This is a genomic window from Yoonia sp. F2084L, from assembly GCF_023015625.1.
Classification (GTDB): Bacteria; Pseudomonadota; Alphaproteobacteria; order Rhodobacterales; family Rhodobacteraceae; genus Yoonia.
Map to the genome: position 1 here is coordinate 432033 of NZ_JALKAH010000005.1, position 24971 is coordinate 457003.

Below are 24971 nucleotides of genomic sequence, written 5' to 3' on the forward strand. Positions count from 1 at the left end.
CTACCAAGTCCGAACGAACTGACCGTTTTCAAGTCGAACCTGAGCGTGCCAATTCGGCAAGGCCACACCAGGATCGCGCATCGCATATTCGTAGGAAAGCGCACGAAACGCCGACTGATACTTAAGACCGGCCATGTCAGGGTAGCTATAGGACCAGGCGGCCGACCCCATTATATGCCGCTGGCCCAAAGAAAACCGGTTTCTGTTTTCGTCCAACCAAGCTTTGACGCCGTCAAGGTCCGGCCAAGGTAAGTTGGATTCGTAGAAATCCTCGACCACGTTTGCCTCAGTGATGGGGTTCTCTGGATCTTCTGGAAACTGGTCCTGCTCCAATTCCGGGTCCTTGATATCTGCACCGCTAATCGCGCCAAACGCCGCCGCAGCCACCCGAGCAAGAACATCGACCTCCATCTGTCGCACCAACCAATCCAATGTTTCTGGCAAGCCAAGGGCACCGATCGCAACGATGCCCCAACGGGCCGCTTCAGCACTGCTCAGAAGGCTTTGGATATGGCTTTGGGCGGCCTCCTGATCCATGCCAAGCGGAGCAAGCTCGGCAGCGCGGCGCGCATTGGGGCCTGCTGGTTCTTTCACAATGGCGGCAAACAGGGCCTGCGGCCCGGCTGAGCTGTCGCCTAACAGGGTCGCGGCCACCGCCGCCTCAAAATTCTCGCCTGCGAATGCAGTTGCGTCGTCACGCAGACCCGCACGACCACAAAACCCGGCGCATCGAAACGCCGCCGATCGGACCCGCGCATCGTCGATCTTAAGCGCCAGATCCAAATGATGCTGGGGATCAACGCGGTGCTCTGCACAAACAGATAGGGCCAATGTCGTCAGTCGCAGATCGGTACTGGCAATCCAGGTAGACATAAAAGACGACAGCAGATCGGGTTGGCACCAAGCAAGCGCCATCGTGAGCGAACGGACATACGTCAAACCCTCATCCCAGTCATCAATCAGCCTGACAAGCCCTGCCGGTCCGGTTCGATGCGCAACAACGTAGGCCGCGACGAACATCTCACCGGCTTTGGGATTTTCTGCAAGGACGTCCGCCGCCATTCTGGCACCCGCCTCATTCGCCAAAAGGATCGCCAACAAATGTCCGCGCATCCGCTCTTCAAGATCATAAACATCAATCAGTCTATAATTTGGGGCCTCAATCGCCTTTTCGCGAAGCGTGAACAAAAATGACGCATCCTCGCAGTGCGTACGTAGCAGGTCCAATCGAGTTTCGCGGCGATTAAGATTTAGCATCGCCTTAAAGCTGCTGAATGAAGTGACATAAAAACAAATTGCCGTTCCTCTATATGCGGCAAGCGTAACTCAAAATATTTTAACGCGCTACTGATCAAAACGCCCAACAATCCAACAAGAATTCTAATGCGCGCCTTCTGGCGTTTCCGGTCGCACCCTTTCGTTTACCCCAACGGCGCATTAACCGCCTTTAGGAGCATCACCATTACATCCCAACCTAAAATCGCTCCTATCGAAGACGGCCCGTTGATGGTGACTGACGTTCCCAATTTGCGTGATAGCGCGGGTGAAACGATTGAGGCTGTTGCGGGCTATCCGCAAAGAAACCGTTCTGCGATGGCACGCATTATGATGCAGGCTGGAAGGATGGATCGACTTGAACGACCGCTCGGGTGAACCGTGCCACACTGCCAAGCGATCAGACTGTGACACCAAGACTGGCCTGCATCATGAATTGTGCGCCGATGGGTCGCGTGGCTGCGCCGATTGCGCGGGCTTTGCCACCGATGCTGCCACTTTCGATACGCGGTTGGATCAGTCCACGTGTATCCTGCGTGACCACATAGCGCCGCACGCGGCTGACAAGATCGTCCCGGACGCTGGCCGGAAAAGCACCATCAATCAAGATCGCTTCAAAATCCACCACCGAGCAGGTGGAGAGAGCCGCCTTCGCGAGTTCCTGCGCTGTCTGGCCCAGCCAAGGGTCCACGTATCGCGACAAGGAATGCCAGCTTTCGGGGTCTGACCAAAGCTGTTGCGGATCCAGATCGACCTCGCGAAGGCGCTCTTCCAATTGGTGGATCGACGCCATGTCGACCAACTGCATGCTTTCGCCATTGGGGCCAATACTACGCAAGGATCCCAATGCGCCTGCATTTCCTTGGCGACCTTCAAAGACCGAATTGTTCAGGACAATTCCACCGCCTATGAATGCCCCAATAAAGAAGTATGCGTAGTCTCGAAATTCCTTGCCGCGACCATAGGTCTGTTCGGCCTGACACGCGGCTGTCGCATCGTTCAAGAGTGACACGACCAACCCTGTTCTCAGCTGCACCTCCGCTCTCAAGTCAACGCCTTCCCACGGTGCGAGAGCCGCTGAGAGGTCTGTGGTCTGGTCTGGCCAGTTCCACACCTCAAAGGGGGCAGCTATGCCGATGCCGCATATGCGCTTTGCAAGTACCGGGTCCATCGCATCGGTAATGCTGCGCACACCGTTTTCGAGAAAATCAAAGATGTCACTGGGAATTGGAACTGGATAAGTCAGTTGCCGTTCTTCACGTAATTCACCGTTCAGGTCGATCAGCACCAAATCGGTAGACCTGCGGCCTATCTTGAGTCCGAACGAAAATACGCCGTCAGAAGCCAACCTCATTGGGATTGACGGCTTACCCACTTTGCCGCGAACGGGCTCTCCGCGCTCAATTATGCCCTCACCCTCAAGACGTCGAAGAATGCTCGAAACGGTAGGGGGGGATAGTTCTGCGAGCCGTGACAAATCGCTTCCCGGCATCGGGCCGTTGCGTTGGAGTAACGACAGCAAGAGCCGTTCGTTATGATCACGAACGCCTTTTTGGCTGAGCCCAGTGCTGATTGATCTGATCAATCCATCTTCCATAAATCTTACCTTATCCATCCAAGTAATGTGGGTAAATGGATTAATAAGAAAACTTAACTAATTAATTGACAGCTGTCCGGGAATCGGGTCACTTAACGTCAAGCGGCAAGCATTCGCTAGCCGTACTGGTGTCAGAGTAGAGGCTTTGACGCGTTAATTGTCTGGGAGGACATCATGAAAAAGTTGCTCATCGGCACAGCTCTTGCCGCCATTACATCTGCTGGTTCTGCTATGGCGGACGGCCACGCTGTTTCCGCTTGCCTGATCACGAAAACCGATACCAACCCGTTCTTCGTAAAGATGCGCGAAGGCGCTGAAGCCGCCGCTGCCGAAGCTGGCATCACGCTTCGTTCCTATGCGGGTCAGGTTGACGGGGACCACGAAACTCAAGTAGCCGCAATCGAGACCTGCATTCTGGACGGCGCGTCCGGGATCTTGCTGACCGCTTCTGACACATCATCCATCGTTGGTGCGGTAACCCAAGCGCGTGATGCTGGGTTGTTGGTTATCGCGTTGGATACCCCACTTGAACCAATTGATGCGGCTGACGCGACATTTGCGACAGACAACTTTCTTGCAGGCGAGCTGATCGGCCAGTGGGCCGCTGCAACACTGGGCGATGACGCCGCAAATGCCAAGATTGCTTTGCTGGACCTCGCCGTCAGCCAGCCCAGTGTTGGCGTGTTGCGCGATCAAGGCTTTTTGCAAGGCTTTGGCATTGATCTTGCCGATCCCAACGTCAATGGCGACGAAGATGATCCGCGCATCGTTGGCAACGACGTGACCGCCGGTAACGAAGAAGGCGGTCGTCGCGCGATGGAAAACCTGCTTGCGGTCGATCCAGAGATCAACGTTGTCTACACGATTAACGAACCAGCAGCGGCCGGTGCCTATGAGGCGCTGAAATCCATTGGCCGTGAAAACGATGTTCTCATCGTATCCGTTGATGGTGGGTGCCCCGGTGTTCAGAACATCGCGGACGGCGTGATCGGTGCGACAGCCCAACAGTATCCGTTGCAAATGGCGGCTTTGGGGATCGGAGCGATTGCGGCTTATGCAGCTGACGGCACGTTGCCCGAAAATACACCCGGCAAAGACTTCTTTGACACAGGCGTCGCCTTGGTCACCGACCAGCCAGCAGACGGTGTCGAAAGCATCTCGGTCGCCGAAGGCATGGAGCTTTGCTGGGGCTAACCCAAAACCTCCTGCATCTCATCTAGGATGCAACTTAGGGCCAAAACCCTAAGGGGCGGGTTTTTCCCCGCCCCTTTTTCCAAAGTGGGATATAGTTCCACAAGTAGCACAATTCACATTGAGGGGATCGGACAATGTCTGGCAACGCCGATGATTTTGAAGCCGCCATAAAGCCACCCGCCGCAGATCAGGTCGCCACATTTACCGAGCGCAAAGGGTTTCTTGCCAGATTGCAGCATGCGCTACACGTGAACCCGGCGCTTGTGCCTCTGTTTGTTCTGCTGGTTTCTATCCTGCTGTTCGGTGCCCTTTTGGGGTCCAAGTTCTTCTCTCCGTTTGCTCTGACGCTGATCCTCCAGCAGGTGCAGATCGTGGGTATCGTTGCGGCAGCCCAAAGCCTTGTCATTCTGACCGCTGGCATCGACCTAAGCGTCGGAGCCATCGCCGTTCTGTCCAGCGTCATCATGGGGCAATTCACCTTTCGCTATGGTGTTCCCGTTGAAATTGCGGTGGCCGCTGGTCTTGCCTTTGGCACATTGATCGGTTCGATCAATGGTTGGCTGGTTGCCGTGATGAAGCTTCCGCCGTTCATTGTCACACTTGGCATGTGGCAAATCGTATTGGCGGCAAACTTCCTTTATTCCGCCAACGAAACAATCCGCAGCCAAGACATTGAGCAAAACGCCCCCCTTTTGCAGTTCCTTGGTTCCACCTTCAAGATTGGCGCAGATGCAGACGGACGAGGAGGAGCGACGTTCACCTTTGGCGTCATCGCAATGGTCGCGATCTTTGCATTCCTCGCCTATGTGCTCAAACACACCGCATGGGGTCGTCACATTCACGCAGTGGGCGATGACCCGGAAGCCGCACAGCTTTCAGGTGTCAACGTGAAGCGCACATTGATTTCCGTTTACGCAGTGACCGGGTTTATCTGTGCCATCGCGGGTTGGGCGCTTATCGGTCGTATCGGGTCCGTAAGCCCGACCTCTGGCCAACTGTTGAACATTGAAAGCATCACGGCGGTGGTGATCGGCGGCATCTCATTGTTTGGTGGGCGCGGGTCAATCATGGGGCCGCTCTTTGGCGCCCTCATCGTCGGTGTGTTCACCCTCGGACTTCGCCTTGCCGGGGCGGATGCGCAATGGACGTTCCTTCTCATCGGGGCGCTGATTATCGGCGCTGTCGCCGTTGACCAATGGATCAGAAAGGTTTCAGCATGACTGTCGTGGAGAACATCGCGAATGGGTCGATTGAACCCATCCTCATGGGCCGTGGCTTGGTCAAACGCTACGGTCGCGTCACGGCTCTCGATCACTGTGACTTCGACCTCTACCCTGGTGAAATTCTGGCTGTCATTGGCGACAATGGGGCGGGCAAATCCTCTTTGATCAAAGCCGTGTCAGGGGCAATCATACCAGATGAAGGAGAGGTGTTTCTTGAAGGCCAAAAGGTCAATTTCACCTCGCCAACTGATGCCCGCAAAGAAGGGATCGAGACAGTCTATCAGACCCTTGCAATGTCGCCTGCACTGTCCATTGCGGACAACATGTTCATGGGCCGTGAAATCCGCAAACCTGGCTTTCGCGGTAAATACTTGCGTCAGCTGGACCGCTCCAAGATGGAACAGATCGCCCGTGACAAGCTGTCAGAGCTTGGCCTTATGACGATCCAGAACATCAACCAAGCCGTTGAAACATTGTCAGGTGGTCAGCGGCAGGGTGTGGCGGTTGCCCGTGCGGCGGCATTCGGGTCAAAAGTGATCATTCTGGACGAACCGACGGCGGCTTTGGGTGTCAAGGAGTCCCGCCGTGTGCTGGAATTGATCATTGATGTGCGCTCACGTGGTATCCCGATCATCCTGATCAGCCACAACATGCCGCATGTGTTCGAGGTCGCAGACCGTATTCATGTGCATCGTCTTGGCAAACGCCTGTGTGTGATTGACCCAAAGGACTACACGATGTCAGATGCCGTAGCGTTCATGACCGGGGCGAAAGAAGCACCTCATTAAGCCTGACTGAACGATCACCGAGGTCAGTTTTCACCTGCCTCTTGTGTCCCAAACACCGTTGGGTAGACATGATAGCCATCGGCAAGCAAATCCGGCACGATCTCGTGTCTGGCAAAGAACACCAGCGCAGGTGAACACATGCTTGCATAGCTTTCGCGAAAGCGCGCATCGGCCTCCAGCCGATCAAGGATCGCCATGCGAAACCCGTTCAGGACGGACCCTCTGTCATCGCTGCAGCTTCCACCGCGTGCGAAGGCGATGTCGGGCATCGCTTGATAGAAGACCGCGCGGACAAAGCTGCCGTGGTTCTTGGGAACATCTGTGCGCAACTCTGCCTCTGCATGCGCCATCTCGATCCAATTCAGCCCCAGCACATCATAAATCTTGCCATCATACGACAGGCGGATGCCCCCCGCCGGGATCGTCGCCACTGTGTATTGGCTGCCAACATCATTCAACAGGTGCCCTATCCTGATATTCCTCTCGGCAATCCGGAATTCATCCTGAAGCCCACCGGCGTAGCGAACAAAGGGAACGGTACTGCCCAACACCAAGGCGCAAAAGCCAATCAGGCCAACCGCCCTGATAGCAGAGCTTGAATGAAACAGATGCAGCACACCCACGGCCAGAACCGGCAGCATCAAAGGGATCAGAAACTGATAAAACCGATTACCCGCAAAGTGATCACCGCCAAGCACAGTGTAAACACCCACAGCCCCGATCCAAAGGTAGGCAACGAAGACAACATAGAGCGCCCGCTCGATCACGTTACGGCGGACCAAGTATGCGCCCAGCATCACAAACATGACCACCAGCGCCACGTTGAATGGGTCCGAGAGAGACCCGCGCAGATACGCCAACCCTTGTGTAATCTGCCCTGCGGTACTCACCGAGACCTTGGCATAGAAAGTGTTTGGAAACGGATATCCGAAATAGGCAAGCCGCCACAACGTGGCAAGACCAAAGGACAACAGTGCTGACATGGCCAGCGGTGCGGCTAAGCGGGCAAACGCCCCATCTTGGTTGCGGGCCACACGGATAAACAGCGCTGCGGCCAGCGCGACGACAATCCCTTCTGGTCGCGTGACCGGCAAGAGCAAACCAAGGGCGATGATCGCCGTCAACCGCCCGCGCCCTGACGGCACGGCCACGATGTAAGACAGGCCCATGATCATCGCAATGAACAGCCCGGTGTCCATCAATGACCACAGGTTCCAGCCAAAGAAATACGGATAGACGTTGAACAAACCGATCGTGACGGTCCCCGCCAATAAGCGCCCCGACATCGCTACTGCGATCTTTGCCGACAAGACCATTGTTAAGGCCATGAGGAAAAAGCAGGCCAAAGTGATTGCGGCAATTGGGTGGGGTGTTGCAAAGGCCCCCGCGTTCAGCAGCGTCCACAAAAGAGACGTCGACCCTTCGACCCGTTCACCCCCGATGTTGTAGACAAACCCATGTCCCTCGGTCAGGTGCCGGGCATAGACTTGGGTTATGCTGGCGTCATCAATGCCCACCTTTGGTTCCAGCACCCAGGCCGTCAATACTGTCTGAAACAGCAGTGTCAGAACCAGTGGCAACCAAAGAAAACGCAGCGTCGCCCCAGCTGCGTCGTTGGTTCTTGGGTTGGTTTCGGTTGCTACAGTCAAAGCGGATCAGATCTTTAGCTTCTTAAAGATGGCTTCCGGGATTGACCGGATGATCAACATAATCAGCTGCCAGATCGGGCGCACATAAACGACGTTGCGCTTGCGGCGGACCGCATTTGCAATCGCTGTTGCCACCTCTTCGGGTTGGGCGGTCAGGCGTGCGGGCAGATCCATGCCTTGGGTCATTTGCGTTGCAACAAACCCCGGCAGAACAGTGATCACATGTACCCCTTTGCCAGCCAGCCGATTGCGTAATCCCGACAGGAACGCGGTAAAGCCCGCCTTGGCAGACCCATAGACATAGTTGGTCGCGCGCCCGCGTTCACCTGCGACCGAACTGATGCCGATGATGGTGCCAAACCCGCGCTCTTCAAACAGGTTGGCAAAGATCGACAAGATGCTGGCGGGCCCTTCAAAGTTACTGCGCAAAACAGTCTGGGCCATCGGCACATCGCGCTCATTCTCGGCCTGTGTACCCATATAACCGATGGCGCAGCACACGATCTCTGGCAAATCCGGCAAGCCATCGACGCATGCGCTGTAGCTGGCGGGGTCCAGGGCGTCGCACTCATGCAAGGTGACGGGCACATCATACCGCAGTTCGATATCGACCTTATCTTGCGCAAGCGTCGTAGCATTGCGCGCCGCCAACTGGATCGGATGCCCCATGGCTGCAAATCGATGCGCCACCGCGCGGGCGATGTCAGATCGTGCGCCAAGGATCAAAACAGGGCCCTTTGTCATATTTTTAGCCTTTTCGATTGTTCGGAGCGGAAAACGGCTGTGCTGGCCAGTTGATCCCGCATTGCGGTGAAATCTGCAATCCGGTCATCAGACGCCCGTAACGTCTCGGCGGACATATGGCTGTCCTTAGCCAGATAAAACCGGCCATGATGCTCCAATGTGATCGCCTCCAGTTTCTTGATCAGCCGGGTTGTCGCCGGGCTGACCGGAAAATCAAGGGCCAGTGTGAACCCTTCCATGGGAAAACTGAAAGGTCCGTCCTGTGGCCCCAACCGCTTCAAAACGGCCAGAAATGATCCCATCCCCGCCAGCGCTGTCTGCTTCAGTATCTTTTCCAGCCCATCATGGGCGCTGGTCTCTGGCAAAACACATTGAAACTGGGTGAACCCCTTGCGCCCATAAATGCGATTCCAGCCCAGAATGGCATCCAGTGGATAGAAGTAGCTGTCCCAATCCACGATCCTGCTACCTGCGTTGTGCGCACCCCACCGGTAGTAGGCCGCGTTGAACGCTCTGACCGTCAGTCGGTTCAGCAAACCACCGGGCAGCAAAGCAGGAACACGCAAACGCCGTTTTTGACGCATCGTCGCTGTTTTTGCGCGCAGTCGGGCGGGGGTTTCATAGGCCGACGCATGTTCGCCCAGCATCAAAAGCGATCTCCCCAGATCCTTTCCGGTCGCCAGACAATCAATCCAGGCTACTGAATAGGTGGCAGCGGCATGCGTCTCGAAAAGCGCCATCACCGCCCCAAGATCAGATGCCGCAATCGTTCTTTGCCTGATCCAACCGGTCTCAACAGGGCGCAACCGCAGAGCCACTCGCAAGATCACCCCCGTCAGCCCCATTGCGCCAAAAGTCCAGTCGAACAGGTCGGCGTTCTGGGTGCGCGAACAACGCCTGACGTCACCCTTGGCATCACACAGATCGAACCATTCAACACAGTGACGGAAACTGCCAAACCCGTGGTGGTTCTTGCCGTGCACATCCGCAGCGACCATGCCACCCAACGTCACGAACTTGGTCCCCGGTGTGACCCATGGAAACCACCCCCGCGGCAACATTGCCGCGATGACGTCACCCAAGATCACGCCCGCCTCTGCCGTCAGCACTCCGGTGTCCGCATCAAACGCAATGAACCGGTTCAGGCCGCACATGTTCACTGTCGCATGTGTGTTCAGCGCGCTATCGCCGTAAGCACGGCCATTGCCACGGGCGATCATATCCTGTGCATGCACAGATGACACGACTTCATCCACGACCCGTGGCGTCTGCATTGCGACGTCATGCACCGGAAAATTCCCCCAACCGGACAGCTTCATGACAAGCTGCCCGTGGTTTGCGACCCAAAGACGAACCGGCGATCAAGGTTGTACTTGATCGTGTAGCCGATCATCAGACCGATCACAGCACCCAGTTCGCGCATCATATGCGTGTTCCAGATGACCCAGAACAGCGTCTCGGTGATCCAGAAAATCGCCGTCGTCAGCAGTCCCATGGCAGCATAGAGCGTAAACTGGCGGCTATTGGCGCGGATCCCGGTTGCCCTATCAAAGAAGATCCAGTGTTTATCGAGGATGAATTTAACGCCTAACCCCGTCAGCGTCCCCAGACACATCGCCAGAATAAACCACTTGGCATCATTGCCTGCCATCAACGTCAGGCGCTGAACACCCAAGTTTGCAACCGTGGCAACAATCGCGAAGGCCACGTAGCGTATGATCAAAGCCTGCGCCGTCATCCAAAGACACCAAGGACCGCAAAGCTGACACAAGCCAAAAGACAGTAGCGGCTGACCCGGTCGGTCAGCGCAAAGACGACCGGATCATCATGCATATGGCCGCGGTGCGTGACCAGCACGAGACGCGAAAACCAATACAGCAATACGCTACAAATACCCCACAACATCCCCGGCGCTGGATAAAGGTCAACAACCACCGGCGATGTCAGATAAAGCGCCAGAACCAGCACCGACACATAGCCAGCGGTTAAAGCGATCATCGACAGGATCGGTAGATCATCGACGTTGTACCCGCGCGATGCACCTGACCCATCGCGGTTGACCATATCAACAAGTTCGGCCTGCCTTTTGACGGCTGCGAGGGCAAAGAAGAAAAACACCGCAAAAGCCAAAAGCCAAACGGACAGCTCGATACCTGTTGCCACACCACCCGCGATGATCCGGCCGGCATAAAGACCCGCGAGCACAGCGATATCAAGGATCGCCCGTTTCTTGAACGTGAGCGAGTAAGCAGTCGTCATCAAAAAGTAACCGATCATCACTGTAAGCAGCCCCAGGCTGTTCAGCGCAGCAACCATCAAGCCGAAACACAACAGCACCACGCTCAAACCGCTGGCATGGGCAATCGACATACTGCCAGACGCCAACGGACGATCGCGTTTGCGTGGGTGGTTACGGTCTGACTTCAAATCAATCAGATCGTTCAGAAGATAGACGCCGGACGACACAGCGCAGAATGCAACAAACGCGGTCAGTGCCGCGAAAAACGTCATGGTGTCGAACTGCTGTGCGGCAAGAACTGGTAGAAAAACCAGCAGGTTTTTGACATATTGATGCGGTCGCAATGCGCGCAGATATGGCACTAGCGTTCTTTGTCGCGTGGACAGGTGTTCGGCATCAGGTTGCAACCGGTCAACCTGAGCACGCAAAGATACGGGCACATCGACAGTCAGAGCGCCAGACGCCGCCTCCCAAACGGGCAAATCCGCGCGCGCATCCCCCATGTAGTAGAATCCGGCATCGCCATAAAGACGGGTCAGATGCGCCGCCTTCTGCGCAGATTTGAGGTTTGTCACGTCGTCAGATCCATAGACGGCATCGAAAATGCCCAGATGTGCCGCGATCCGCTCGGCCAATCCTTGCGTCGTTGCGGTGACAAGGACAGCTTGCCCACCTGACGCGCGCCAGTCTGCGATATATGCCATGACATCCGGGTTATAGGGCAGTGTCGCCACATCAATATCAGCCGCTGCCGACAGATATGTCTTGAGCCGCGCGCGGCCACCTAACGCCGCCCCGGCAGCGCCTGCACCGGTGCGCCAATCACACCCGAGGGCAGACCAAAAACTTTCGAACAACATGTCCGTTCTGATCAAAGTGCCATCAAGATCGACCGCCAAAATAGGCCGCTTCGTTTCTGCGAAACTTGTTTTTTTGTAACTCACCGCTGTGCGCTGTCCGATATAAGGCTGATAAATCTTGGAATTGACTTCGTTGACTTATGTCATGGGTAGCAGGCAGCAGTAATATGGCAAGGCTTTGGAGTCAGTATGGTGGCAAGAGCCGCAGTTGATGCTTGCATTCCAGCCACACAGAAAACGCAGTTAGCGCTGTTTTCAGTCCTTGCGTCCCGCACTTTGTCTTCGCGTCAGAGTTGGCAGACCTATCATCTTTGAAAAAGAAAAACCGTTGCCACCCTTTTTGGATGCTTCACCTGAGCGGCGAATGACCAGTGGCAGGAACAGATTTGCCATACGGCCGTGTCGTGGGATGATCGAACCATTGAATGGCTTGCGCCGACTGGTCAGTCCAATGGGAAAGCTCGCCATGCGGGCGTGGCGCGGGAAGATTGAACCTGTGAATGGTTTGCGTTTGCTGAGCAGCGAAATCGGAAAATTCGCCATGCGGGGCCCACCCGGCATAAGGGCATTTGTTCCCGTCTTCCCATTGATGAGCAAAGGGAACGGGACGGTCGCCATACGGCCATGACGCGGTATCAAGGATCTGTTGAATGGCTTGCGACGGCTGATTAACGGGATCGGAAAGTTCGCCATACGGGCGTGGCGCGGGAAAATCGAACCGGTAAAAGGCGTCCGACGACTGATTAATGGGATAGGGAAATCAGCCATCCGGGCATGGCGCGGAAAGATTGACGCCGAAAACGGTTCGCGACGATCAATCAGCGGTACGGCAAATTCTGTCAGATGAAACCTTCGCGACGACAGAGAATTTGCGCCGGGTTTGCGCCGACTGATCAGCGGGATCGGCCAGTCAGCCATATGGAAGTTGGTTGTTCCCGGCTCTCGGTGCACTGTCAGCATATGCGGGTGATCCGCCAGGATGCTTTTGCCAAGCCGTGGTTCGTCTTTGACATAGACTTCCTCGGTCAGTGACCCGAGATTTGCCGCACTATGCTTGGCCGTGACGTCGCGCGTGATCTGCGCGACGCGCAGCGGCTTATAGCCAGCGCGCACAAGCATGACGACGCCGCCACTGGCCATCCGGTCCTGATATGCGCGCGCGGTTGCTTCGGACACACTCTTGGCGACAAGGTTCTCAACAAGGCCGCTGGCGTCATCGTACACATCAACGATGCGCGTTGAGAGCCGATTGATCTGAACCAGTTCGTATTTCGCTTTGCGCGCTTGATCGGCGCTGTCGAAATATCGCGTAATGACTTGTGTCATGAAACCTCCACTGGGTTGTTTTGCGGCACCGGTTCGCGTTTCGCTTTCGGACGTCTGCCGCTCTTCATCAGCATTGGCAGGGCCACCGCAACGGTCGCGACCAAGAAGGCAATCTCAATACCGAATACGATATTATAAGGCGTTTGGGCACTCAGTCCCGTTGCAGGCGAAAGCCCGACAAGCACATCTCTGACAATGCCCGCAAGCAGGACACCGGTACCGGCACAGGTTGCTTGCACAGCACCCCATGCCCCAATTGACAGACCGACCCGTCCCGCCGGCGCATCTGTTATGGTCGCTGTCAGCGTTGCGTGCCCGAAAAGGCCGGCCCCAAGTCCAACGAACAAGGTTCCTGCAACAAAGAGCGCCGGCCCCAAAGCCACAGAGGACAGGATAATCGCCAGAAAGCCCGGAATGCCCACCGCCGCGCCCATTGCTGCCAGTTGAAGCGGCGCGCTACCGGCTGAAAGTGCCTTTGATGCGATTGCAAAACCGATCAACGTCCCTGCGGCGAAGATCGCTGTCAGCAATGTGGTCTGCGCCACCGAGAACCCAAGCGTCTGTCCGCCGTAAGGTTCCAAAAGCACGTCAGCCATGCCAAACCCGAAGGTCCCCAAACCAATCAATACCAAAAGAGGCTTTGCGCCGGGCCGATTTGTCAGTGCGCGCCACGCAACAGAAAACCGCTCGTGTTTTGCGGTTTCCATCTCGCGGGCGCGGGTCCGGTCGCGCGCTTCCTGTTTCCACAAAGCCGTGAGGTTCAGCGCGACGGTCACGACCGCAGAACCTTGGATGACCTGAATCAATCTTCCGGGCGTATAGTTCGTCAGCAGCGCACCATAGACAATCGCGCTGATCACCATGCCCACCAATAGCATGACATACATAAGACCTACGACCTTTGGATGGTCTTCATCCTTCACCAGATCGGTCGCCAGCGCCAGACCGACGGTCTGCACCATATGAACACCAGCACCCACCAACAGAAACGCTAGTGCGGCGGCGGAAAGGCCGATCCAACGCGGGGCGTCGATCGCTTCACCATAGCCGGACAAAACGAGCAGCGCGAATGGCATGATCGCGAAGCCGCCAAACTGATAAAGTGTGCCCTTCCAAATATAGGGCGCACGCCGCCAGCCCAACGCCGAGCGATGGGTGTCAGACTTAAAGCCGATCAGCGTGCGAAATGGCGCAAATATGAGCGGGAGCGCCAACATCCCGGCGACAAGGGTTGCGGGGACAGAAAGCTCGACGATCATGACCCGGTTCAATGTGCCGATCAGCAGCACCAAAGCCATGCCGACCGTGACTTGAAAAAGCGACAGTCGCAGCAACCGCGACAAAGGCACGTCATCCGTCGCCACATCTGCGAACGGCAGATATTTTGGCGTCAACGACGCAAGACGGCGCAAAGCGATGTCACGAAGTTTTGGCATTGGTATTCCCAAGTCAAGCGCCCCGTGGATGCCCACACGCACGGGCATCCACCGGTTTTTACTGAGCTGAGCGTTGGGGCCCTAGCGGCACCCAGGATGCGCGCAACTAGTTGTCAACAATCAACGGTGGTGCCTGTCCCGCTGATGCGGAGGCGAGCACTTCATCCGTTTGCAAAATGGCCTGGGTGACCGTGCCATCTTGCAAGATGACCGTCACGACACGCCCTGTTTCGCTTGAATCTATGACATAAGCAGCCTTGGCCGTGTCCATTTCAGGCACAACCATTGCGGCTGACATCTGTGCGTCACCTGTTCCAAGTGGTTGACCAGACAAGAAATCAGCGACCCAGGATGTATTGCTCACCACTGCAACGTGGACAGCAAAAGATCCAAGGGCAACTGCGCCTAGGAATACGGGAACCCCAACAGCAGGAGGGACAACAAGCCACATTTTTGCATTGTTCATAACCTACCTCCTTATCCCAGCCACGGTGTTGAAACCGCCACGAGCAGGTGAGCAATCAAAGCGATTGCCCCAAATACGCGCGTGCCGTCGATGAGATAGCTGTGTACTTCTTCAGCTTCTCTGAGGTTCAAGCCGGTTGGCCAAACCTTGTCTTCATCATCGGACATCTCCGAAATCCTCCTTCATTTATTCATTAAGAAGCGGGGATGACCGAGATCTTTCGCGGTCAACTTGAGCCTCTGAGTATCGCGTCAATTTGACGCAGACACAGGCCGAATGTGTCACCAAATACTGACAAAATCAACTGTCAGAGATAGTTTACACCTTGATGGCGATGCCAAAACCTACATTTTTCGCGGGTTACCAAAGCGTTAGATTACATCAGATATTACTGAATTTGGCTTGGAAAACCGGAACCCGGCGTCATTCCGCTGGCCAAATTGTGCAAGTTTTCCAAGGATTCGACCAAGCACTGTAGAGGCTAGGCAGGTGGCGCGCTGGATTGCCTGCCGATGAACTCTGGCGCACAGTGAAGGCTGCCACCTGCCCCCGATACCGGATCAATGATGGCTGTCACCAACGCTTGCCCTGCTTCATGCCCAATCCGCCTTGCGGGCAGCCTGACGGTCGTCAGTGCGGGTTCAATCTCGGACGATCCTTTGAAATCACCGATACCTACCACAGTCACATCTGACGGAACGATCAGACCACTTGCCGTCGCCCCGTATAGGGCACCGGTTGCCAGAATATCATTCCCGCAAATCAATGCTGAGGGCCGGTTCGTTTGGCAAAACAGACGCTTCGCATCTTCCTTTGAATCCGAAATGCTGTAGCGGGTCGTCAGCATCCATTCATCCCGAACTGTAACCCCAGCTGATCTTAGCGTCGTCAGCACAATCTCGCGTCTGGCGAGTGCGCGGTCATTCCCGTTGGTCGGGGGAAACATGCACGCAATCTGCCGATGACCCAGCGACAAGACATGCTCTGCAATCAATCTGCCAGCCTGTTCATTGTCCGCACCAATCGACGGATAACGGGACCCGGCGGCATAGTTCCACATCAAGACACAGGGTATTTCCTGACTGTCGAGCAACTGAAACACGGCCTCATCATGGTCCAGCCCCGTCAATACAACGCCATCAACGCGGTGTTCCAGAAACTTGCGCAAAATGGCATACTCGCGTTGCAGGTCATACCCGTGCGAGGCCAAAAGGATCGTAAAGCCCTGCGCTGCGACCGCATCCGAGAAGGCCTGCACGACCTCCGCAAAGATCGCGTGATCCAGTGTCGGGATCAAAACGCCAATCGTGCCAGAGCGGATGCCGTGGATGGTTTGTGCGGCTCTGTTGCGAATGTAGCCGGTGCGACGAACCGCGGAATCAATCCTTTTCCGGGTTGCGGATTTCAGCAATTCTGGATGGTTGAAGTACCGTGACACCGTGGAGGGCGACACCCGCGCAGCCTTTGCGACAGTGATGATATCCGCTTTTTTCGACTTATTTGCAGTCACTTAACGCACCAAATCAGCTAATTTATGAAAACATTTGCAAAACTATTTTCATCGCTTAGCGTAAATGGTCAAGCCTAAGTTTGGGAGGAGTTGGGCACGATGGAGTTCCTGTACTACATGGGTGACGTGTTCACCCCGATCAATTTCGGATTGCTGTTGTTGGGGACAATCGGTGGTCTGATCTTGGGTGCGACACCGGGACTTTCGCCCACAATGGCGGTGGCGTTGTTGATTCCGTTCACCTTCCAGCTGGAGCCACAGCAGGGCCTGATCCTGCTTGGGGCGGCCTATACATCGACTGTTGCTGGCGGGGCGGTCAGTGCGATCTTGCTTAAGATCCCCGGCGCCCCGGCCAACATCGCGACCACCCTTGATGGACATGCCATGGCAACGAAGGGCGAAGGGGCAAAGGCATTGCAACTGTCCTTTATTTCCTCAGCCGTGGGCGGGGTGTTTGGTGTGCTCCTTTTGATCTTCCTGACACCTGTTCTGGCGCAATGGGCGCTTGCCTTTGGCCCGTCACACCTGTTTTGGTTGGCTATTCTGGGTGTGACAGTGATTGGAACACTCGATTCCAGTTCAGTCGTGAAGGGTTTGCTGTCGGGCTGCATCGGGCTTTGGCTTGCGACGATTGGCTTTGATGACATCATGGGCGCCCAGCGCTTTATCTTTCATCCGGCGGTCAGCGGCGGGATCAACGTCATTCCCGCACTCATCGGCCTGTTTGCGATCCCGCAGGTCATCACGATGTTCACCAAAGGCCGGTCCAGTGATGACGCTGAGATTATCAGCGTCCAAAAGCATCCAATCCGCCTTGCCTTTGTGGAAGTATTCAAGCGGAAGATGGCCCTGACAATCGGCACTGTGACGGGGTCCATCATCGGGTTGATCCCCGGTGTCGGCGGGCAGATCGCCGGGCTTGTGGCCTATGACCAATCAAAGAAATTTAGCAAAGAAAGCGAAAAATTCGGCACTGGCCACAGCGAAGGCGTGATTGCAGCGGAAAGCGCCAACAACGCGATGGTGGGTCCATCGCTGGTGCCGCTTCTGACGCTCTCGATCCCCGGTTCACCCACGGCGGCGGTTCTTTTGGGCGGGCTTTTGATCCACGGTATCTTCCCCGGTCCTGACCTGTTCATGAATTACCCGCAGGTGGCGTGGACCTTCATCGACTCAATGTTGATCGGTCAAATTCTGATGTGCATCTTCGGCCTCTACATCGCAGGCTTTGCTGCAAATGTCGCGCGGGTGCCACATGCAGTGATGGCCGCGATTGTGCTGGGGCTGGCGGTCTTTGGCAGCTACTCGGTCCAGAACTCGATGGGTGATGTTTATGTGATGGCGACACTTGGTCTGGCCATGTACTTCCTTGAGCGGTTCGGCTTTTCCGCAGCACCGCTGGTTTTGGGCCTGATCCTTGGACCCATCGCAGAGGCGAACTTTATCCAAGGGTCCATGATTGCAAATGCCACTGTCGGCACAGGCACATACTTCTTCACAGGCTGGCTGAACTGGTTCCTGATCCTGATCGTTCTGGCCTCGATCAGCTACTCGATCTGGATGGAAATCATGTCGCGCCGCTACACCACCAAAGACGATGCGGTCGCCAAAGAAGAGGCGTTGTCATGACCGATCTGCCACGCAACCAGCACATCATCGCCTCCGGCCTGATCGCGGCAATCGGGGTCAGCATCGCCTACATCAGCTTTACGCAAGAGCCTGCGGATGCGTTCATTTTTCCACGCCTGATCTCATCTGTCTTTGCCGTGTTGGCAATCTGGACCTTCGTGAAAGCTATTCTGGGGCGTACCAAAGTCGGCAACGGGATCAGCGGTGAGGCGATGCGCAACATGCTGCCCGGTTTGGTCGTTGCGATCATCTATGTTTATTGGGCGGCCAAGGCGCTTGGGTTCTACACCGCAACGGCCATCGCGTTTTTTGCGTTGCTCTCACTTTACGATCCGGCCCCGCATTCAGAAATGAAAAGCTGGGTCAAACGGATATTGATTACCGCCGGGTTCATGGCGGTCATGTACGGTCTTTTCGCGCTACTGCTGAATGTCTTCACACCGCGAGAGATCTTTTTCTGAACCGCAAAGGCGGCAGACTTAACCCTAGGGAGGATGACTTATGAAAAATTGGATTGCAGGGGCCGCGCTGGCCTTGGCCGCAATGACGGGACAGGCTTATGCCGACGGTCATGGCGACTATCCTGAAAGGCCCATCATGATGATGGTCAGCTATGGTGCAGGCGGTGCGACTGACTTTCAGGCGCGCATTGTGACGATGACCGCCGGAAATGAGGACGCGTTGGGAATGCCCATCGCTATCGTGAACCGTCCCGGCGCGGGTGGTCGCGTCGGCTGGAACTGGTTAGCAACCGAGGCAGAGGCGGATGGCTATACGCTGGGTGCTTATAACATTCCGCACTTTGTTGCCCAATCAATCGAAGGTGGGGTTTCCTACTCTACTGACAGCTTTGAACCCATCGCGAACTGGGGTGCAGACCCGGCTGTGTTCGTCGTGGGCGCTGACAGTGCGTTCAACTCGATGGAAGACGTCGTGAACTACGCCAACGAAAACCCCGGTGGTCTGACGTTCTCGGGCGCTGGTCTGTTTGTGGGGCATCACATCGCCGCCTTGCAGCTTGAAAAAGCAGCAGGCGTGAAACTGGCCTACATCCCCAACAACGCAGGCGGCGCAGGTGCTATGCGCGCTGTGATCGCGGGTGAGGTTCTGGGTGGCGTGAACAACCTGTCTGATGCTTTCCGTGCACAGGCTGCGGGTAACGTGAAAATCCTCGGTGTTTTCGATCTGGAACGTAACACAGAGTTCCTGCCGGATGTTCCCACGATGGTGGAGCAGGGTTTTGATATCGACAACGCGTCTGTGAACTTCCGCGGTGTGATGGTGCCGAAGGGCACACCACAGCCGATCATCGACAAGCTGGCAGCAACCGTGCCTGCCATGTTCGAAAATAGCCGTGTGCAAAGCCGTATGGCTGCGGGCGGCTCGCCCATGCAGATCATGACACGCGACGAAGTGCTTGAAATGTGGGCCGCACGTCAGGAAACGCTCGAAGAGCTTCTGGCCGGTCTTTAAACAAAACGCGCAGCACCCGGCATAGGGTGTTGCGCATCCCAAACAGGAACAATCCCATGAACACCGCTGATCCCATCGCCGAGGTCGAAGCCATCGTTGCCCGTGCGCGCACGGCACAAAGCGCCTTTGAGCGTGATGGATCACAACAGGCCTATGACCGCGCGGCACAGGCCGCAGCTTGGGCGATCATGGAACCCGCCCGCAATCGCCATCTGGCCGAATTGGCGGTCGAAACAACCGGGCTGGGCAATGTGCCCGACAAGATTACAAAGAACCATCGCAAGACGCTTGGTCTGATGCGCGACATCAAAGAGGCACAGACCTATGGCGTCATCAGCGATGACCCGGCAACCGGCATTACCGAAATTGCCCGTCCTATTGGCGTCATCGGCGCGGTGGTCCCATCGACAAACCCCGGTGCGACCCCTGCCAACAACATCATCAACGCACTTAAGTGTGGCAATGCGATTGTCGTGTCGCCTTCGCCGAAAGGCGTCCCAACCTGTGAAGCCCTGTTGGGCTACATCCATGCGGAATTCGACAAGCTGGGCATCGACCACGATCTGGTGCAGATGATCCCCGGACGCGGATCAAAAGAGAAGACGCAGCGCTTGCTGGAAATTGCGGACCTCATCGTCGTCACAGGCAGTCAGAATAACGTCAAACGGGCCTATACCTCTGGTACGCCCGCGCTGGCTGTGGGGGCTGGCAATGTCGCCGTGATCGTTGATGAAACCGCTGATTTGGCTGCGGCGGCTGAAAAGATCAAAGCCTCCAAGACATTTGACAACGCGACCTCCTGTTCATCCGAAAACGCAGTGGTCATCGTGGACGCAGTCTATGACGCATTCACCGACCAGATGGCCCGCACAGGCGGCGCATTGATCACTGACGAAACAAAAGTGACGTCTAAGCTTTGGGTGAAGGGCCATCTGAACCCGCAAGCGATTGCGCAAGATGCCGACCGGATGATCTCGGCTTTGGGACTCACCGGCGAAGTGCCTGCCAACACCTCCTACCTCGCTGTTGAAACGTCAGGCATCGGCCCAGACCACCCGCTGTCAGGGGAAAAGCTTAGTCGTGTGCTGACCGTCTACCGCGCAAAAGACTTTGAGGATGCCGTCCGCATCACCCATGAGATTGAGATGTATCAGGGCGCCGGACACTCTGTCGGCCTGCACACGCAAACCACAGATCGCCCCATGATCCTCGCCCAGGCGATCCCGACCAGTCGTGTCATCGTGAATCAGGCGCATACTTTCGCGACCGGCGGATCCTTCACCAATGGCATGCCGTTTTCGCTGTCGATGGGATGCGGGTCGTGGGGCGGGAACTCCATTGATACCAACCTGCACTGGCGGCATTTCATGCAGACAACCAAGATTGTCCGTGAAATCCCACCAAACGAACCGGCCGTCGAAGATATCTTTGGCGATTATTGGAGCGAGGCCGGGAAATGATCTTTCAAAAAGCGGCACCGCCCAAGGGCACCGTGCGAGACTGGCTGGACGCCCGCGCGAGCAGCGATGACATCGCCATCGTGTTTCCGGAAACGAATGAAACGCTAAGCTGGCGCGCATTGCGCGACAGGGCGCGCGACATGGCGCAGGGTCTGGTTGGCCTTGGCATCGCGCAGGGCGAAAGCATCGCTATTGTTCACCCAAATGGCCGGTCGGGCGTTATTGCGCTTTATGCCGCGCTCTACGGCGGCTTTCGCGCGACAATGATCAATCTGGCGGCTGGGCCTGGTGCGATTTCTTATGCGCTGGACCATAGCGGGGCCCGCTTAGCCTTTGTCCATGACAGCCAACGGGACGCCATCGCAGAAGTCGCGCCCAAGCGCCTGACGATTATCGCTGATGAAATGCTGAAAGAACGCGCAGAAATTCCGGATTTCGACGCAAACCAGCACGCGCTTTTGATGTACACCTCCGGGACCACCGGCCAACCCAAAGGCGTCGTGCACAGCCACGCCAGCCTTTTGGCGGGCGGGTGGACGACGGCAATCGCGCATGAATTGTCGCCGCAAGACCGCGGCTTTTGCGTTCTGCCAATCTATCACATCAACGGACTTTGCGTGACATTGATGGGCGCGCTGGTGTCGGGTGGGTCGCTTGCCATGACGGCCAAATTCTCGGCCAGCAAATTCTGGGATCAGGCACAGAGCGCAAAGGTGACGTGGTTCTCGGTCGTGCCAACAATCATCAGCCATTTGCTGCACAATGAAACCAACCCAAGCCCCGATGTCTGCCAGCGCCTTAGGTTCGGACGGTCTGCCTCATCGGCTCTTGCCGTTGAAACGCAGTCAGCCTTTGAAGAACGCTTTAACGTGCCAATAGTAGAAACGATGGGGCTGACGGAAACCGCGGCACAAATCCTCTCGAACCCGCTCCCGCCCGGCGTGCGCAAGATTGGGTCGCCCGGCATCAGCTACGGCAACGAGGTCTGCATCCTGACATCTGACCTGACACAAGCGCCGCGCATGCAAGAGGGCGAGATTGCAGTCCGGGGTCCCAATGTGATGGTCGAATACCTGCACAACCCGGACGCAACGGCAAAGACCTTCGCCGGGGACTGGCTGCGCACCGGGGATTTGGGGCACCTTGACGAAGACGGCTATGTTTTCGTGACCGGCCGATTGAAGGAACTGATCATCAAGGGGGGCGAAAACATCGCCCCGCGTGAAATTGATGAAATCCTCTATTCAGAACCCGACATCATCGAAGCCGCCGCCTTTGCGCGGCCCTGCAAAAGCTATGGCGAAACTGTTGAGGCGGCAGTCGCGGTCAAACCCGGATCGAACCTGTCAGAAGCGATGCTGATCGCCCTATGCCAAAAACACCTTGGTGCGTTCAAGTCACCGGACGCGATCCACTTTTTGGACGAATTACCCAAGGGCCCGTCTGGGAAAATACAAAGGCTTAAACTGGCCGCTCTGATCTGACGGTAACTGTCAAAGCGCCAGATCGGCCATCAAGTCCTCTTTGCTATAAGACGCCTTGGCAGCACTGCGCTTCACTCGCCCCTGCTCAATCACGGTAAACGTGTCCGCCGTCCGATAGGCGAAATCGGCGTTTTGCTCGACCAGAACGATGGCCATCTTGTTTTGATCGCGCAGCGTGCCCAGCGCATCGCCAATTTGCTGAATGACGTTGGGCTGGATCCCTTCTGTCGGCTCGTCCAGCAACAACACCTTGGGCTGGGTGATCAGTGCCCGCGCGATGGCAAGTTGCTGCTGTTGACCACCAGACAGATCGCCGCCGCGCCGCGATTGCATTTCTTTGAGCACGGGAAACAGATCAAAAACCAGATCAGGGATCGCATGTTCGGCCTTTGGCAGGCAGGCATAGCCGGTTTCAAGGTTTTCCAGTACCGTCATCATCGGGAACACCTCGCGCCCTTGCGGCACATAGGCGATCCCGACGCGCGCCGCATGGTAGGCCGAGGCCAATCGCACCGGGTCGCCCTCAATGGACACCACACCGCCCGCCATGATGTGCCGCCCCGAGATGGCCTTGAGCAAGCTTGTCTTGCCCACACCGTTGTTTCCCATAACAGCGGTGATCTGACCAATTTCGGCGGTCAGTGAGATATCAAACAGGATCTGGCTTTGTCCATATTTCAGGTCAAGGTTCTGCACATCAAGCATGGGCGCGCCCCAGATAAACGTCGATCACCGTGGGGTTGGATGTCACGTGATCAAGGCTGCCTTCGGCCAGCACCGCCCCTTCGTGCAAGACGGTGACTTTGCAATCAAGCCTGCGCACGAACTCCATATCATGCTCAACAACAACAACCGCGCGGGTTTTGGCGGCCTCTTTCAGGATATCCGTGGTCTTTTCGCGTTCTTCCGGCGTCATACCCGCGGCAGGTTCATCAACCAGCATCAATCGCGGTTCCTGCGCCAGCAACATCCCGATCTCAAGCCATTGCTTTTGTCCGTGGCTCAGTTCACCCGCGATGCGGGTCAGGCTATCGGACAGACCGATTTGCTCTGCCACCGCCTCAATCCGGGCGCCGTTGGATTTTGTCTTCTTATGCATCAGGACCGCAAAAGGTCCACGGGGTGTTTTCAGCGCCATCGCAAGGTTCTGGCGCACTGTCTGCGCCTCAAAAACCGTTGGCTTTTGAAACTTGCGCCCGATCCCTTCGCGGGCGATCTGGCTTTCGGACAGGCCCAGCAAGGATATGTTCCGGTCTCCCCAAATGACTGTGCCTTCGTCTGGCTTTGTCTTGCCGGTGACAATATCCATAAACGTCGTTTTGCCTGCCCCATTTGGCCCGATGATGGCCCGCAGTTCGGTCGGGGCAAAGTTGATCGACAGGTTGTTGATGGCCCGAAACCCATCAAAGGTGACGGTCACGCCTGAGACTTCGAGAAGCATGCTCATGACGGCTTCCTCACCAGATAGTCAAAAAGGCCGCCGATACCCTTGGGGAAAAACAGCGTGACCGCAACAAAGGACAGGCCAAGCAGGACCAGCCACCAATCCGTCCATTGGATCACATAGAAACCTAGATTGATGTCCGGTGCCCCACCGCCGGTGAACCAGCTTGAGAGCAGTGAAACGAACGCGGCCCCGATGACAGCCCCATAAAGCCGACCCCGCCCGCCGATGGCGACCCAGACCGCCAGATAGATGGACGCGATGGGGGCGATTTCACCGGGGTTGATGATCCCCGCTTGGGGGTAATACAGCGCGCCTGCGATGCCTGCGACAACGGCTGTTACCGTGAAAATGAACAGTTTGTAGCTTTCAACGTGGTAGCCCAAGAACCTTACCCGCGCTTCGTTATCGCGAATGCCTTTAACGACGCTGCCCATCTTGCCTGATACAATCCATGCAAAGAAGACATACCCTGCGCCCAGTGCCACAGCAGATGCGATGAAGAAGATGATAGAGACAGTCGCTTGGCTGACGTCTTGATATCCGGGTATATTTTGCAGGCCTGACAGACCGTTGTTGCCGCGCAAACCGCTATCATTTTGGAACAGGTAGAGCGCCAGTGCCAGCGTCATCGCCTGCGTCAGGATCGACAGATACACGCCTGTCACGCGCGACCGGAACGCAAGCCAGCCAAAGACCATCGCCAGCAGACCCGGAACTAGAACCACCATCAGCAATTGCAGGAACAGACTATCCGCAAAACCCCATATCCATGGAAACTCTGCGCTGCCCACGACACCGAAAATCTGGTTACCGATGGCGTCTGATATCTCGGCCGGGGTTGGCGGGATCACTTGTTTGGACAGGCTTTCGACCACAATCAATTCAGTGCGCGCATACATCAGCCACATGCCAATGGCGTAGCCGCCGATCCCGAAGAAGGCGAAATGCCCCAACGACAGGATCCCGCAATAGCCCCACACCACATCCATCGCGATGGCGACAAGGCACAGGCATAGCGTCTTGCCCAAGGTCTTGACGAAGGAGGTTGAGATCAGGCCAACACCGGTGGCCTCGGATAGAAGGGTGACCAAGATCGTGAAGAGGCTCAGGCACAGGAGAAACCAAAGCACGGACGGATGGCGGGCAAAAAAGCTGGCTGTCACGTCGCGTC

The 24971-nt window shown here is 56.2% G+C and carries 23 protein-coding genes; 8 read left to right on the forward strand and 15 right to left on the reverse strand.

Going from position 1 to position 24971, the window contains the following annotated elements; all coding sequences use genetic code 11:
- A complete protein-coding gene (locus MWU60_RS16215) occupies positions 1-1188 on the reverse strand; it encodes a hypothetical protein (protein ID WP_247228422.1) in 1188 nt (395 codons plus the stop codon).
- Between the two features lie 487 nt (positions 1189-1675).
- On the reverse strand, positions 1676-2890 hold the full coding sequence (locus MWU60_RS16220) for an ROK family transcriptional regulator (protein WP_348644701.1): 1215 nt from the start codon (positions 2888-2890) through the stop codon (positions 1676-1678).
- A 156-nt stretch (positions 2891-3046) separates the two neighbouring features.
- On the opposite strand from MWU60_RS16220, the gene MWU60_RS16225 reads away from it, so the two are divergent.
- The 3 genes from MWU60_RS16225 to MWU60_RS16235 all read left to right on the forward strand — a co-directional run bounded on the left by MWU60_RS16225 (position 3047) and on the right by MWU60_RS16235 (position 6077).
- Positions 3047-4066, forward strand: a complete 1020-nt coding sequence (locus MWU60_RS16225) for a substrate-binding domain-containing protein (RefSeq protein ID WP_247228424.1) — start codon at positions 3047-3049, stop codon at positions 4064-4066.
- Positions 4067-4200: 134 nt separating this feature from the next.
- Positions 4201-5286: an ABC transporter permease gene (locus MWU60_RS16230; RefSeq protein ID WP_247228425.1), complete on the forward strand. Its 1086-nt coding sequence runs from the start codon at positions 4201-4203 to the stop codon at positions 5284-5286.
- A 29-nt stretch (positions 5287-5315) separates the two neighbouring features.
- A complete protein-coding gene (locus MWU60_RS16235; RefSeq protein ID WP_247228600.1) occupies positions 5316-6077 on the forward strand; it encodes an ATP-binding cassette domain-containing protein in 762 nt (253 codons plus the stop codon).
- A gap of 23 nt (positions 6078-6100) precedes the next feature.
- Here MWU60_RS16235 and MWU60_RS16240 read toward each other — a convergent pair whose 3' ends face one another.
- From MWU60_RS16240 to MWU60_RS16285, 10 genes are all read right to left on the reverse strand, one after another.
- A complete protein-coding gene (locus MWU60_RS16240; RefSeq protein WP_247228426.1) occupies positions 6101-7726 on the reverse strand; it encodes a hypothetical protein in 1626 nt (541 codons plus the stop codon).
- Between the two features lie 6 nt (positions 7727-7732).
- Positions 7733-8470, reverse strand: a complete 738-nt coding sequence (locus MWU60_RS16245; RefSeq protein ID WP_247228427.1) for an SDR family oxidoreductase — start codon at positions 8468-8470, stop codon at positions 7733-7735.
- The gene (locus MWU60_RS16250; protein ID WP_247228428.1) at positions 8467-9789 is read right to left on the reverse strand and encodes an FAD-binding oxidoreductase; all 1323 of its coding nucleotides are present in this window, start codon (positions 9787-9789) and stop codon (positions 8467-8469) included. The genes MWU60_RS16245 and MWU60_RS16250 overlap by 4 nt, the downstream gene beginning before the upstream one ends.
- Positions 9786-10208 carry a GtrA family protein gene (locus MWU60_RS16255; protein ID WP_247228429.1) on the reverse strand — a complete coding sequence of 141 codons (423 nt, stop codon included), beginning with the start codon at positions 10206-10208 and terminating at the stop codon, positions 9786-9788. The genes MWU60_RS16250 and MWU60_RS16255 overlap by 4 nt, the downstream gene beginning before the upstream one ends.
- Positions 10205-11653: a UbiA family prenyltransferase gene (locus tag MWU60_RS16260; protein ID WP_348644702.1), complete on the reverse strand. Its 1449-nt coding sequence runs from the start codon at positions 11651-11653 to the stop codon at positions 10205-10207. Before MWU60_RS16260 ends, MWU60_RS16255 begins: the two co-directional genes overlap by 4 nt.
- A gap of 171 nt (positions 11654-11824) precedes the next feature.
- Positions 11825-12895 carry a PucR family transcriptional regulator gene (locus MWU60_RS16265; RefSeq protein WP_247228431.1) on the reverse strand — a complete coding sequence of 357 codons (1071 nt, stop codon included), beginning with the start codon at positions 12893-12895 and terminating at the stop codon, positions 11825-11827.
- Complete coding sequence (locus tag MWU60_RS16270) at positions 12892-14331, reverse strand: PucC family protein (protein WP_247228432.1); 1440 nt, start codon at positions 14329-14331, stop codon at positions 12892-12894. Before MWU60_RS16270 ends, MWU60_RS16265 begins: the two co-directional genes overlap by 4 nt.
- Positions 14332-14437: 106 nt before the next feature.
- Positions 14438-14797 (reverse strand): light-harvesting protein, encoded by a 360-nt coding sequence (locus MWU60_RS16275; protein ID WP_247228433.1) that lies wholly within the window; start codon positions 14795-14797, stop codon positions 14438-14440.
- Positions 14798-14808: 11 nt separating this feature from the next.
- Positions 14809-14964 (reverse strand): light-harvesting protein, encoded by a 156-nt coding sequence (locus MWU60_RS16280; RefSeq protein WP_247228434.1) that lies wholly within the window; start codon positions 14962-14964, stop codon positions 14809-14811.
- Positions 14965-15278: 314 nt separating this feature from the next.
- On the reverse strand, positions 15279-16307 hold the full coding sequence (locus MWU60_RS16285; protein WP_247228435.1) for a substrate-binding domain-containing protein: 1029 nt from the start codon (positions 16305-16307) through the stop codon (positions 15279-15281).
- 99 nt (positions 16308-16406) lie between these two features.
- Here MWU60_RS16285 and MWU60_RS16290 point away from each other — a divergent pair, with 99 nt between their 5' ends.
- The 5 genes from MWU60_RS16290 to MWU60_RS16310 are packed head-to-tail and all read left to right on the forward strand — an operon-like array spanning position 16407 to position 22353.
- Entirely contained in the window at positions 16407-17936 is a 1530-nt protein-coding gene (locus MWU60_RS16290; protein ID WP_247228436.1) for a tripartite tricarboxylate transporter permease, read from the forward strand.
- The gene (locus tag MWU60_RS16295; protein ID WP_247228437.1) at positions 17933-18397 is read left to right on the forward strand and encodes a tripartite tricarboxylate transporter TctB family protein; all 465 of its coding nucleotides are present in this window, start codon (positions 17933-17935) and stop codon (positions 18395-18397) included. Before MWU60_RS16290 ends, MWU60_RS16295 begins: the two co-directional genes overlap by 4 nt.
- A gap of 40 nt (positions 18398-18437) precedes the next feature.
- Entirely contained in the window at positions 18438-19409 is a 972-nt protein-coding gene (locus MWU60_RS16300; protein ID WP_247228438.1) for a tripartite tricarboxylate transporter substrate binding protein, read from the forward strand.
- A 56-nt stretch (positions 19410-19465) separates the two neighbouring features.
- Complete coding sequence (locus MWU60_RS16305) at positions 19466-20869, forward strand: aldehyde dehydrogenase family protein (RefSeq protein WP_247228439.1); 1404 nt, start codon at positions 19466-19468, stop codon at positions 20867-20869.
- The gene (locus tag MWU60_RS16310) at positions 20866-22353 is read left to right on the forward strand and encodes an AMP-binding protein (RefSeq protein ID WP_247228440.1); all 1488 of its coding nucleotides are present in this window, start codon (positions 20866-20868) and stop codon (positions 22351-22353) included. The genes MWU60_RS16305 and MWU60_RS16310 overlap by 4 nt, the downstream gene beginning before the upstream one ends.
- 9 nt (positions 22354-22362) lie before the next feature.
- Here MWU60_RS16310 and urtE read toward each other — a convergent pair whose 3' ends face one another.
- The 3 genes from urtE to urtC are packed head-to-tail and all read right to left on the reverse strand — an operon-like array spanning position 22363 to position 24963.
- Positions 22363-23058 carry an urea ABC transporter ATP-binding subunit UrtE gene (gene urtE, locus MWU60_RS16315; RefSeq protein WP_247228441.1) on the reverse strand — a complete coding sequence of 232 codons (696 nt, stop codon included), beginning with the start codon at positions 23056-23058 and terminating at the stop codon, positions 22363-22365.
- Complete coding sequence (gene urtD, locus MWU60_RS16320) at positions 23051-23800, reverse strand: urea ABC transporter ATP-binding protein UrtD (RefSeq protein WP_247228442.1); 750 nt, start codon at positions 23798-23800, stop codon at positions 23051-23053. The genes urtE and urtD overlap by 8 nt, the downstream gene beginning before the upstream one ends.
- Complete coding sequence (urtC, locus tag MWU60_RS16325) at positions 23797-24963, reverse strand: urea ABC transporter permease subunit UrtC (protein WP_247228443.1); 1167 nt, start codon at positions 24961-24963, stop codon at positions 23797-23799. The genes urtD and urtC overlap by 4 nt, the downstream gene beginning before the upstream one ends.
- Positions 24964-24971 lie beyond the last annotated feature (8 nt).

Coding starts and splice junctions, on each gene's coding strand:
- MWU60_RS16220 (WP_348644701.1), bottom strand. CDS start 2,890: ATGGATAAGGTAAGATTTATGGAAGATGGATTGATCAGATCAATCAGC.
- MWU60_RS16225 (WP_247228424.1), top strand. CDS start 3,047: ATGAAAAAGTTGCTCATCGGCACAGCTCTTGCCGCCATTACATCTGCT.
- MWU60_RS16230 (WP_247228425.1), top strand. CDS start 4,201: ATGTCTGGCAACGCCGATGATTTTGAAGCCGCCATAAAGCCACCCGCC.
- MWU60_RS16245 (WP_247228427.1), bottom strand. CDS start 8,470: ATGACAAAGGGCCCTGTTTTGATCCTTGGCGCACGATCTGACATCGCC.
- MWU60_RS16250 (WP_247228428.1), bottom strand. CDS start 9,789: ATGAAGCTGTCCGGTTGGGGGAATTTTCCGGTGCATGACGTCGCAATG.
- MWU60_RS16255 (WP_247228429.1), bottom strand. CDS start 10,208: ATGACGGCGCAGGCTTTGATCATACGCTACGTGGCCTTCGCGATTGTT.
- MWU60_RS16265 (WP_247228431.1), bottom strand. CDS start 12,895: ATGACACAAGTCATTACGCGATATTTCGACAGCGCCGATCAAGCGCGC.
- MWU60_RS16270 (WP_247228432.1), bottom strand. CDS start 14,331: ATGCCAAAACTTCGTGACATCGCTTTGCGCCGTCTTGCGTCGTTGACG.
- MWU60_RS16275 (WP_247228433.1), bottom strand. CDS start 14,797: ATGAACAATGCAAAAATGTGGCTTGTTGTCCCTCCTGCTGTTGGGGTT.
- MWU60_RS16280 (WP_247228434.1), bottom strand. CDS start 14,964: ATGTCCGATGATGAAGACAAGGTTTGGCCAACCGGCTTGAACCTCAGA.
- MWU60_RS16290 (WP_247228436.1), top strand. CDS start 16,407: ATGGAGTTCCTGTACTACATGGGTGACGTGTTCACCCCGATCAATTTC.
- MWU60_RS16295 (WP_247228437.1), top strand. CDS start 17,933: ATGACCGATCTGCCACGCAACCAGCACATCATCGCCTCCGGCCTGATC.
- MWU60_RS16300 (WP_247228438.1), top strand. CDS start 18,438: ATGAAAAATTGGATTGCAGGGGCCGCGCTGGCCTTGGCCGCAATGACG.
- MWU60_RS16305 (WP_247228439.1), top strand. CDS start 19,466: ATGAACACCGCTGATCCCATCGCCGAGGTCGAAGCCATCGTTGCCCGT.
- MWU60_RS16310 (WP_247228440.1), top strand. CDS start 20,866: ATGATCTTTCAAAAAGCGGCACCGCCCAAGGGCACCGTGCGAGACTGG.
- urtE (WP_247228441.1), bottom strand. CDS start 23,058: ATGCTTGATGTGCAGAACCTTGACCTGAAATATGGACAAAGCCAGATC.
- urtD (WP_247228442.1), bottom strand. CDS start 23,800: ATGAGCATGCTTCTCGAAGTCTCAGGCGTGACCGTCACCTTTGATGGG.